This window comes from Pseudomonas sp. UBA6315, assembly GCF_002438125.1.
Taxonomy (GTDB): domain Bacteria; phylum Pseudomonadota; class Gammaproteobacteria; order Pseudomonadales; family Pseudomonadaceae; genus Aquipseudomonas; species Aquipseudomonas faucium.
Window position 1 is genome coordinate 1 of the sequence record NZ_DJTF01000097.1, and the last position, 10,072, is coordinate 10,072.

10 protein-coding genes and 1 pseudogene are annotated in these 10,072 nt (G+C 66.4%); 4 read left to right on the forward strand and 7 right to left on the reverse strand.

Going from position 1 to position 10,072, the window contains the following annotated elements; translation table 11 throughout:
- Positions 1-625 (reverse strand): sugar phosphate isomerase/epimerase family protein (locus tag B3E94_RS12515; RefSeq protein ID WP_286913739.1); only part of this gene is annotated, 625 nt, incomplete at its 3' end.
- A gap of 264 nt (positions 626-889) precedes the next feature.
- On the opposite strand from B3E94_RS12515, the gene B3E94_RS12520 reads away from it, so the two are divergent.
- On the forward strand, positions 890-2,263 hold the full coding sequence (locus tag B3E94_RS12520) for an MFS transporter (protein ID WP_286913740.1): 1,374 nt from the start codon (positions 890-892) through the stop codon (positions 2,261-2,263).
- Between the two features lie 36 nt (positions 2,264-2,299).
- Here B3E94_RS12520 and B3E94_RS12525 read toward each other — a convergent pair whose 3' ends face one another.
- From B3E94_RS12525 to B3E94_RS12540, 4 genes are all read right to left on the reverse strand, one after another.
- Positions 2,300-3,712: a DOPA decarboxylase gene (locus B3E94_RS12525; protein ID WP_286913741.1), complete on the reverse strand. Its 1,413-nt coding sequence runs from the start codon at positions 3,710-3,712 to the stop codon at positions 2,300-2,302.
- Positions 3,713-3,887: 175 nt separating this feature from the next.
- The gene (locus B3E94_RS12530; RefSeq protein WP_286913742.1) at positions 3,888-4,832 is read right to left on the reverse strand and encodes a LysR family transcriptional regulator; all 945 of its coding nucleotides are present in this window, start codon (positions 4,830-4,832) and stop codon (positions 3,888-3,890) included.
- Positions 4,833-4,963: 131 nt separating this feature from the next.
- Positions 4,964-5,674, reverse strand: a complete 711-nt coding sequence (locus tag B3E94_RS12535; protein WP_286913743.1) for a YebC/PmpR family DNA-binding transcriptional regulator — start codon at positions 5,672-5,674, stop codon at positions 4,964-4,966.
- A gap of 122 nt (positions 5,675-5,796) precedes the next feature.
- Positions 5,797-7,113, reverse strand: a complete 1,317-nt coding sequence (locus B3E94_RS12540) for an MFS transporter (protein WP_286913744.1) — start codon at positions 7,111-7,113, stop codon at positions 5,797-5,799.
- 244 nt (positions 7,114-7,357) lie between these two features.
- On the opposite strand from B3E94_RS12540, the gene B3E94_RS12545 reads away from it, so the two are divergent.
- Positions 7,358-8,230, forward strand: coding sequence for a LysR family transcriptional regulator (locus B3E94_RS12545; RefSeq protein ID WP_236238327.1), 873 nt, complete (start codon positions 7,358-7,360; stop codon positions 8,228-8,230).
- A 154-nt stretch (positions 8,231-8,384) separates the two neighbouring features.
- The gene (locus B3E94_RS12550; protein WP_286913746.1) at positions 8,385-8,750 is read left to right on the forward strand and encodes a DUF2784 domain-containing protein; all 366 of its coding nucleotides are present in this window, start codon (positions 8,385-8,387) and stop codon (positions 8,748-8,750) included.
- On the opposite strand, the gene tam is transcribed toward B3E94_RS12550, so the two are convergent.
- Positions 8,747-9,523: a trans-aconitate 2-methyltransferase gene (tam, locus tag B3E94_RS12555; protein ID WP_286913748.1), complete on the reverse strand. Its 777-nt coding sequence runs from the start codon at positions 9,521-9,523 to the stop codon at positions 8,747-8,749. The genes B3E94_RS12550 and tam overlap by 4 nt on opposite strands.
- A 160-nt stretch (positions 9,524-9,683) precedes the next feature.
- On the opposite strand from tam, the gene B3E94_RS12560 reads away from it, so the two are divergent.
- Positions 9,684-9,863, forward strand: coding sequence for a hypothetical protein (locus B3E94_RS12560; protein WP_236193772.1), 180 nt, complete (start codon positions 9,684-9,686; stop codon positions 9,861-9,863).
- A gap of 3 nt (positions 9,864-9,866) precedes the next feature.
- On the opposite strand, the pseudogene B3E94_RS12565 reads toward B3E94_RS12560, so the two are convergent.
- Positions 9,867-10,072: pseudogene (locus B3E94_RS12565) on the reverse strand (GABA permease); the annotation flags it as partial.

Genomic DNA, 10,072 nt, shown 5'->3' on the forward strand with positions numbered 1-10,072 from the left:
AGTGGCGGCTCCACTCCAGCACGTCCATGTTCAAAAGCGGCGCATCGGCCATTTGCACGAAGAAGATCTTGTCGCCCGGGATCTCGCCGATCGCGGCCGGGTCGCCCTTGAGCGAAAGGGTATGGAAACTGTCGAGGATCACCCCCAGGGCCGGGTGGTCGGCCTGGCGCACCAGGTTCCACACCTGCTGGTAGGTGTTCACGTGGCGGCCCCAGGCCAGCGCTTCGTAGCCGATGCGCAAGCCGCGCCGGCCGGCATGCTCGGCCAACAGGCGCAGGTCGTCCACCAGCAGTTGCTCCTCACCCAGCGCGTCGGCCTGCACGTTGCTGCACACCAGCACCAGGTCCGTGCCCAGCTCCTGCATCAGGTCGAACTTGCGCTCGGCGCGGTCGAGGTTCTTCTGCAGGCGGTCGCGGCGGCAGCCTTCAAAATCACGAAACGGCTGAAACAAGGTGATGGCGATGCCCAGGTCGGCGCACCGCTGGCGCACTTCGCGCGGGCTGCCGGCGTAGTACAGCAGGTCGTTCTCGAAGATCTCGACGCCGTCGAAACCGGCGGCGGCGATGGCTTCGAGCTTTTCCGGCAGGGTGCCGCTCAAGGACACGGTGGCTATCGAACGCTGCATGGGGGAGTTCCTTGTTATTGGGAGGGCGACACGCCAGACCCTCGAAACGGCACTGGCTGGATCGATTATTGGCGGGTAGAGTCGGCCCTTCAATCACTTTGTACGGAACAGTTAGTTTTGCGTTCGATTATCGCCCAAAACCCGTTTTGGCGAATTGCTTCACCCCTTGCCCTCAGCAACCATTGACCCAGCGCGCTCAACCCATACTCCCGAAATAACCCCACGCTCGCCGTGCGGGAACCAACAAGAACAACGGAGAAACGCATGGCCCACTCAAGCTCCCAAGCGAAGAAAGCCACTGCCAGTGGCTGGATAGGCTCGGCCCTGGAGTACTACGACTTCTTCATCTATGCCCAGGCTGCGGCGCTGATTTTCCCGCAGATCTTCTTCCCCAACAGCGACCCGAAAATGGCCATCATCGCCTCGCTGGCGACCTACGGCGTCGGCTACCTGGCGCGCCCGATCGGTGCCTGCGTGCTCGGCCACTGGGGTGACACCCGCGGGCGCAAGAACGTGCTGCTGCTGTGCATGTTCCTGATGGGCCTGTCGACCATGGCCGTGGGCCTTCTGCCCACCTACCACGACATCGGCATCCTCGCCCCGGCCTTGCTGGTGGTGCTGCGCCTGGTCCAGGGTTTTGCCGTGGCCGGCGAGATCTCCGGGGCCAGCTCGATGATCATGGAGCACGCCCCGTTTGGCCGGCGCGGCTACTACGCAAGCTTCACCCTGCAGGGCGTGCAGGCAGGCCAGGTGCTGGCGGCCGCGGTGTTCCTGCCGCTGGCCTATTTCATGCCCAGCGAGGCGTTCAATGACTGGGGCTGGCGGATTCCGTTCCTGATGAGCGCCGTGGTGCTGATCGCAGGTTTCATCATCCGCAAGGAGGTGCATGAAACCCCGGCGTTCGTGAAGGAAGAGAAGCAGGACAAGGTGGCCAAATCGCCGATCAGCGAGGCCTTCCGGCACAGCTGGAAGCACATGGTGCTGGTGATGTTCATGGCCCTGATGAACGTGATCCCGGTGGTGGCCACCATCTTTGGCGCAGCCTATGCGGTGCAGCCGGCCTACGGCATCGGTTTCGACAAGAGCGTGTACCTGTGGATCCCGGTGGTGGGCAATATCGTCGCGGTGCTGGTGATTCCGTTCGTGGGCAACCTGTCCGACAAGATCGGCCGGCGCCCGACCATGATTGCCGGGTGCCTGGGTTCGGGCCTGCTGGCGTTCGTCTACCTGTACGCGATCAGCATCCACAACGTGCCGCTGGCCTTTGCCGCCTCCATCGTCATGTGGGGGATGGTCTACCAGGGGTACAACGCGGTGTTCCCAAGCTTCTACCCGGAGCTGTTCCATACCCGCTACCGGGTTTCGGCCATGGCCATTGCGCAGAACATCGGCACCATGCTCACGGCGATGCTGCCGGCGCTGTTCGCACTGGTGGCGCCGCCGGGGTCTGAGAACATTCCGCTGGTGGTGGGTGGCTTGGCATTCCTGGTGACTTGCCTGTGTGCGCTGGCGGCCTACATTGCGCCGGAGACGCATCGGTTGGCGATGGAGGATTTGGGCAATCCGCAGGCAAGGCCGATGGAGAAGGACGCTTTTGAGGCTGGCCGCAAGGGGAGTTTTCAGCCGGTGAATGGCTGAGGAGCCGCAGGGGGCTGCTTTGCAGCCCCCGCGATTTCAGCCCTTGACCACTTCCTGCAACCGCGCCCACAGCTGCTGCACATGCTCGCGCTCGGTCGGCAACGCGCCCACCGACACCCGCACCATCCACCGCCCATTCAAGGTCGCCGGGGTCACGTAAGCCTCGCCCGAGGCATTGAGCCGCTCGGCCCAGGCCTTGGTGTGCGCATCCAGCGCCTCGCCTTCCAGCCCCGCAGGCCGATGCTCGATGCACAGCGTCTGCAATTGCACCGGCGCCAGCAACGCCCACTCCCCTGCCGCCTGCACCTGTTCGGCCAGCCAGCGGGCATTGTCCAGGTCACGCCGCAGGCGCTGCTGCAGCGCCTCTACGCCCTCGCTGCGCAACATGAACCACAGCTTCAGCGCACGGAACCGGCGCCCCAGCGGGATGCCCCAATCGCGCAGGTTCTTCACCTCGCCATCGACGGCCGACTGCAAGTAGCTGGGGTTGGTGCTCATCACCCGGATCAGGTGCTGCGGGTCACGCACGTAGTAGATCGAGCAGTCGAACGCCACGCCCAGCCATTTGTGTGCGTTGACCACCACCGAGTCGGCCAGCTCGATGCCATCCCACATCCAGCGGCACTCCGGCAGGATCATCGCCGAACCGGCCATGGCCGAGTCGACGTGCATCCACAGGCCCTTGGCCTGGGCGATTTCACCGATGGCGCGCAGCGGGTCCAGCGCGGTGGTGGTGGTGGTGCCGGTGGTGGCGACCACGGCACAGGGCTGGTTGCCGGCGGCCAGGTCCTGCTCGATGGCCGCCTGCAGCGCATCGGGGCGCATGGCGAACTGCTCGTCGGTGGCGATCAGGCGGATGTTGGCGCGGCCGAACCCGGCCAGCAGCGCGGCCTTGTCCACCGAGCTGTGGGCATGGGCGCTGACGTACACGATCAGCGGCTTGGCTTCGGCCTGCAGGCCGCCACGCACCAGGGCGTAGTCGGTGGCGCGTTCGCGGGCGCAGATCAGCGCCACCAGGGTGCTGGTGGAGGCGGTGTCCTGGATCACCCCGCTCCACTGGGCCGACAGGCCGAGCAGTTGGCGCAGCCAGTCGAGGGTGGTTTCCTCCAGCTCGCTCAGGGCCGGGCTCGATTGCCACGACAGGCCGAGCACGCCCAGGCCGGTGCTGAGGAAGTCGCCCAGCACCGACGACAGCGTGCCGTTGGAGGGGAAGTAGCCGTAGAAGTCCGGGTGCTGCCAGTGCGACAGGCCAGGCATGAGCAGCTGGTTGACGTCGTCGAGGATCGCCTCGAATGGCTCGCCCTGCTGCGGCGCGGCGGCCGGCAAGGCGGCCTTGAGGTAGCCGGGCTCGACCTGGGCCATCACCGGGCGCTCGGCGACGCTCTGGCGGTAGTCGGCGATCAGGTCGATCAGTTGGTGGCCGTACTGGCGAAATTGTTCGGGGGTCACGGGGGGCTCCTGTTGGCTTTCCAGTGCCTGTTCTGGCCTCATCGCCGGCAAGCCGGCTCCCACATGCGGTCCTTGTGGGAGCCGGCTTGCCGGCGATGAGGCCGGTACAGGCAACACAATGCCCCCAGTCTAGGCACTTGCTCGCAACCGAATAACCCCGCTTGGCGCATACCTGCTATGGCAAACCCGCATGCCCACCTTGCACCCCGAACTGCGACTGGCGCCACAGCTCGAACACCCGGTTGCGCAACCAGCGGTGTTCGGCCGACGCCTGCAGGCGCTGGTGCCACACCACCCAGTAGCGCTGGGTATGCGCGACGAAGCCGAGCGGCCGCCAGGCCAGGTCATGCAGGCGGCACAACTGGCGGGCGATGTGCTCGGGCACGGTGGCCAGCGCCTGGCTGTTGCCGATGACCTGCACGGTGGCCGAGAAGAACGGCACCTCCAGGCTCACCCGGCGCTGCAGGCCCTGGGCGCGCAGGTGGCGGTCGATGAAGCTGTCCTTGTCGCCACCACCGGAGATGCGCACGTGCTTGTACGCCAGGTAGTCGCCCTGGCTCAGCACCTCGTTGGCCGTCAGCGGGTGATCGCGGCGCATCAGGCACACCGCGCGGTCTTCACCCAGCAGGCGGCCGTGCAGGTTGGGCGGGGATTCGTCGAACAGCGTGGTGGCCAGGTCGATCTCGCCGCTGGCGAGCATGGCGTACTGGCCGGCCTGCCAGCTGCGGTAGTCGATGGACACGCCCGGGGCTTCCTGCTCCAGCGCGGCCACCAGCAGCGGCAGCATGTGTTCGGCCACATAGTCGGAGGCGGCCAGGCAGAAGCGGCGCTCGCAGCGGGCCGGGTCGAACGCGGCGGGTTGGCGCAGGGCCTGGAGTTCTTCGAGCACCTGGCGCAGGGGTTCGACCAGGGCTTCGGCGTATTCGCTGAGCACGTAGCCGCGGCCTTGGCGCACCAGCAGCGGGTCGTCGAAGGCTTCGCGCAGGTGGGCCAGCTGGCGGCTCAGGGCCGATTGGCTGACGTCCAGGCGGACAGCGGCGTGGCTGAGGTTCTTGAGCTGCAGGAGGCAGTCGAGGGTGCGCAGGTGGGCGAGGCTGAGGGAGGCGAAGGTGGGGTTCATGGGGCGTCCCTGTGTCGAATTCACCGGCCCATTCGCGGGGCAAGCCCGCTCCCACAGGTGCCCCCTGAGTTCAGTGGAGTACCTGTGGGAGCGGGCTTGCCCCGCGAATGGGCCGCAAAGCGGCCCCGCTTTTAGTCGGTCAGGCCGACATAGACGTTCTGCACGTCATCGTTCTCGTCGATCGCCTCGAGGAACGCTTCAACCTCGGCCAACGCCTCGGCATTCAGGCTGGCAGCGCTCACCGGGTTTTTCGGGGTGTAGCCGATCTTCGCCGACACCACGGTGAAACCTTGCTCCGGCAGGGCCTTCTGCACGGCATCCAGGTCGGTGGTGTCGGTGATGAACAGGGTCGAGCCCTCTTCTTCACCTTCGGCAAAGTCCTGCGCACCGGCTTCGATGGCAGCCATTTCCGGGTCGGCGCCGTCGTTCGGGGTGGCTTCGATCAGGCCGACATGGTTGAAGTCCCAGGTCACCGAACCGCTGGCGCCCAGCTGGCCCTTGCGGAACAGCACGCGGATCTGCGCCACGGTGCGGTTGACGTTGTCGGTCAGGCACTCGACGATCAGCGGCACCTGGTGCGGGGCGAAACCTTCGTAGCTCACCGCCTGGTACTGCACGGCATCGCCGTCCAGGCCGGCACCCTTGCGGATCGCGCGGTCCAGGGTCTCGCGGGTCATCGAGGCCTTCTTGGCCTGGACGATGGCCAGGCGCAGGCGCGGGTTCATGTCGGGATCGGCGCCGGACCTGGCAGCGATCTGGATTTCCTTGGCCAGCTTGCCCATGATCTTGCCCTTGGCATTGGCAGCTGTTTCTCTATGCTTGGCTTTCCACTGTGCGCCCATGTCGACTCTCTTTGTTTCAACGGCCGGTTCAGGAAGCGACCGGCCAAAAAGTGGGTGCAGTTTATACGCCCTCGGGCAGCGGATCGACAAGTAATCTCACGCTTTGTCGGCCAGCCCGGCCGCTAGGTACGCAGCGGCTTGACCGCCATGCTGGTGTTGGGCGCAACGTCCTGGGCCTGGGCGTTGCTGGCCGGGCGGCTGTTCCAGTGCGGCAGCAGCACCAGGGCGGAGAACAGCGCGCAGCCGGCGAACACGATGAACACCGTGACGCTGTCGAAGTAGCCTGGCAGCAAGCCACCGAGCACCGCCCCCACCGAGCCGCAGCCGTTGACGAAACCGGCCGCCGTGGCACCGGCCTTGGCGGTGCCGAAGTCGATCGCCGCCGCGCCGCTGATCATCGAATCCGGCCCGTACAGGGTCAGCCCCATGACGAACAGCAGGCTCACCACCAGGGCGATGCTGCCGCTGTGCATGGCGCCCATGAACGCCGCCAGGGTCACGGTCAGCAGCACCAGGCTGATCACGCAGGCCGGCATGCGCCGGGCGCCGAACAGCTTGTCCGAGGCCAGGCCAATGATGATCGGGCCCAGCAGCCCGGCCAGTTCGAAGGCGGTGGGGATGATCGCCGCGCCAACCTTGCCCACCGAGGGCATCTGCTCGAAGACGATCACCGGGCCCCACAGCAGGATCGCGTAGCGCGCAGGCTTGAGCAGGAAGTACGCAAGGCCCAGGGTCATCACCGTGCGGTTGCGCAGGATCTCGCGCAACGGCGCCCACACGCTGCACAGGTTGCCCGAAGGCGCCATGCTCTGCGGCTCGGGCTCCACCGCCGGCAAGCCGACATCCTCGGGCTTGTTGCGCTGCAGGAAGAAGAACAGCACGGCCACCGCCGCCACCACCGCGGCACTGGAGAAGAACGCCGCGTGCCAGGTGCCGACCAGGGTATAGGCCCACCAGCCGGCGAACGGCGAGGCGACCAGGCCGCCGAAGGCGTAGCACGAACTCCACAGCCCCAATACCCGGCCGCGCTGGGAGGCCGGGAAGAAGCTGCCGATGTTCTTGCACAGGCCGGCCCAGCCGGTCGATTGCGCCAGGCCCTGGATCAGCATGCAGGTGGCGAAGATCGGGAAGGTCGCATAGCTGCCCATCACCACCGCTGCCGCCGCCGAGATCAGCAGCCCGCCCAGCACCACCACGCGCGGGCCGAAGCGGTCGGCGAGCATGCCCCAGGTGAACTGGCCCACGGCGTAGGCGGCCAGGTAGATGCCGTCGAGGTTGGCCATGGCGGCCTTGTCGAGCATGAAGGTGGGGTCTTCGCCGATGCCGAGCTTGGCGACCGAGAAGGCCTTGCGGGTGAAATAGAAGGCGGCGTAGGCCAGCCAGGTGATGGCGAAAATCTGGATGCGCCAGCGCTTCAACGCGGCTAGGGATTGATTCATGGTGAGTCTGACCTCTTGCTCAAGTGTGCCGGCAGAATGTGAAGAAATGCCTGTCTTGTTGTTGTGTTGCGCACTGCATGACGGGGCTCGTCATTGGTCAGGTGGCGCAGGTGTGTGCGCCAGGGCCCGGCGACCGCTTTTGGCGGTGGCGGCGGGCTGAAATCTATGGAAACAGTTGCTGACTGATAACAAAAATCGATTTATCGTATTTCACACATAAGGTCAGCTTGTTACTGGAGATGTCATGTCCGTGTCCCACGCTCAACTCAAGGCGTTTCACGCCGTGGCCGTGCACGGCAGCTTCACCCGGGCTGCAGAAAAACTGTTTCTGACCCAGCCGGCGGTGTCCGACCAGGTGCGCAAGCTGGAAGAGCGCTTCGGCGTGCTGCTGTTTCACCGCAACAAGCGTTCGGTGCAGCTGACCGACCTGGGCGAGCGCCTGCTGGGCATCAGCAAGCGCCTGTTCGCCTGCGAGGCCGAGGCCCATGACCTGCTGCAGGACTCCCGCGCCCTGCACACCGGTAGCCTGGTGCTGGCGGTGGATGCGCCGGTGCACGTGCTGCCGCAGATCGCGCGCTTCTGCCAGCGCTACCCGGGCATCCAGGTCAAGGTGGAAACGGGCAACACCGACGAATCGCTGGCCCGGCTGTTCAGCTACCAGGCCGACCTGGCCCTGCTGGGGCGCGATGTCGATGACGAGCGGCTGTTCTGCGTGCCCTTGCGCCGCGACCCGATGGTGGCGTTCGTTTCGCACAACCACCCGTGGGCCAGCCGTGGCTCGATCAACCTGGCAGATTTGGACGACACGCCGCTGGTGCTGCGCGAGCCGGGCTCGGTGACGCGCCAGACGCTCGAGGAAGAGATGCAGCGCGCCGGCTTGCGGATCCGCCCGGCGATCCAGGTCGAAGGCCGGGAGGCGGCGCGCGAGGCAGTGGTGGTGGGGATTGGCGTGGGAGTGGTGTCGGCGGCGGAGTTCGGCGCCGATGCGCGGGTGTGCGCGCTGCCGATCGTCGATTGCCAACGCCACCTGACCGAAACCCTGGTGTGCCTGAGCGAACAGCGCACGCGGCGGGTGGTGGCGACCTTCCTGCAGATGGTCCAGGAAGGGTTGCAGTGACGTTGACGGCCGCTTCGCGGGGCAAGCCCGCTCCCACAGGTATTTCACCGAACCCGCGTCAGTGGCGAACCTGTGGGAGCGGGCTTGCCCCGCGAAGAGGCCGGTACAGCCCGTACATCTATCCTGGCATTACCGACAACCAAGGCACCCCGCCATGCCCTTTCGCCTAGCCGCCGACACCCTGGTGCTGCTGCACCTGGCCTTCATCCTGCTGGTGCTGTTCGGCGGCCTGCTGGTGCTCAGGTGGCGCCCTGCCCTGCTCCTGCACCTGCCCGCGCTGGCCTGGGGCCTGGCGGTCGAGGGGCTGCACCTGGAGTGCCCGCTGACCGACTGGGAAAACCGCATGCGCCTGGCTGCCGGCGATGCCGGCTACCCCGGGGGCTTCGTCGAGCACTACATCTGGCCGCTGATCTACCCCGCCGGGTTGACGCCACAGCTGCAGTGGCTGCTGGGCGCCATCGTGCTGCTGGTCAACCTCGCCATCTACGGCTACGTGATCCGGCGCTGGCGGCGCCGTTAGCGGGTAGCGATCACGAACAACCGCGGGAACGGCAGCAGCACCTTGCCATCGGTGGCCGGCGGGTAGTCGCGCTGCATCGCCTGCAAGTACATCTGCAGGAAATCCGCCTGTTCGTCTTCGTCCAGCTTGGCCAGGTAAGGCCGCAGCGCCGAGCCCTTGAACCACTCCACCACCGCCTCGGCGCCGCCTGGCAATGGGTGGTGATAGGTGGTGCGCCACACATCCACGCGGCTGCACAGGGGGCTGAGCAGGTCGTAGTAGAACGCCGCGTTGTGCCGCGGCGGCAGGCTGAAGCCGGCGAACTTCTCGGCCCAGCGCCCGCGCCCGGCGATCTCGCGCAGCTGACGGTGCGCCGGCTCGTCGAGGTTGTCCGGGGTCTGCACCGCCAGGCTGCCGCCTTCGCTCAGCTGGCGCACCAGGTGCGGGTACAGCGCGCCGTGGTCGGGCACCCACTGCAGCGAGGCGTTGGCCAGGATCAGGTCCTGCGGCTCGGGGGCGCTCCACTGGCTGATGTCGGCGATCTCGCAGCGCACCCGCGGGATGTGCAGGCGCTTGCGCTCGCGGGCCTTGTCGATCATGTCCTTGTCGCTGTCCAGCGCGGTCACCTGGGCATCCGGGCAGCGTTGCAGCAGCACTTCGGTGGAGTTGCCCGGGCCGCAGCCCAGGTCGGTGGCATGGCGTACCGGGCGCGGCGGCACGGCGGCGAGCAGGTCGCGCACGGCGCGGGTGCGTTCGTCTTCGAACAGGGAATACTGGGTGGCGGACCAGGCCATGTGCAGCTCCTTTTGGCGGGCAGTGTGCTCAGCATAAGCCATCTGTCGGCCTTGAGGGCCCTATCGCCGGCAAGCCGGCTCCCACAAAGTGCACCCGTGGGAGCCGGCTTGCCGGCGATAGGGCCGGAACTGTCAGTCTATGCTTCGGGTCAGTCCCATTATGCGCATGCCCATGAAAACCTTCCTGGCCCTCGCCATCCTGGCCCTGATCGCCGCCGCCGCCCTGCTCGGTTCACCCTGGATGAACCAGCGCTTTCACATGCCCGACGAACAACCCCAGGCCCAACAACGCGAAACGGCCGGGTCCACGAGGGAGCCGGCCGTTTCGAACCACCACTAGCGCTTAGTGCTGCTTGGCGCTGCGGATCTGGTGCACCACACCCATGGCCACCACGATGGCCGCGGCGATGCCGGTGGAGATCACCAGGATCTGGTAGTCAGGCATGAAGGCCATGGTCACCAGGGCGGCGACGATGAAGCCGATCACCAGGTAGGTCAGCCACGGGAACAGCCACATCTTCAGGCGCACTTCCTTGCCTTCGGCGATCA

Bases quoted from the DNA above. Each gene is read 5' to 3' on its own strand.
- B3E94_RS12530 (WP_286913742.1), bottom strand. From the start codon at position 4,832: ATGAACCCCACCTTCGCCTCCCTCAGCCTCGCCCACCTGCGCACCCTC.
- B3E94_RS12550 (WP_286913746.1), top strand. From the start codon at position 8,385: ATGCCCTTTCGCCTAGCCGCCGACACCCTGGTGCTGCTGCACCTGGCC.
- B3E94_RS12535 (WP_286913743.1), bottom strand. From the start codon at position 5,674: ATGGGCGCACAGTGGAAAGCCAAGCATAGAGAAACAGCTGCCAATGCC.
- B3E94_RS12540 (WP_286913744.1), bottom strand. From the start codon at position 7,113: ATGAATCAATCCCTAGCCGCGTTGAAGCGCTGGCGCATCCAGATTTTC.
- B3E94_RS12560 (WP_236193772.1), top strand. From the start codon at position 9,684: ATGCGCATGCCCATGAAAACCTTCCTGGCCCTCGCCATCCTGGCCCTG.
- B3E94_RS12545 (WP_236238327.1), top strand. From the start codon at position 7,358: ATGTCCGTGTCCCACGCTCAACTCAAGGCGTTTCACGCCGTGGCCGTG.
- B3E94_RS12520 (WP_286913740.1), top strand. From the start codon at position 890: ATGGCCCACTCAAGCTCCCAAGCGAAGAAAGCCACTGCCAGTGGCTGG.
- tam (WP_286913748.1), bottom strand. From the start codon at position 9,523: ATGGCCTGGTCCGCCACCCAGTATTCCCTGTTCGAAGACGAACGCACC.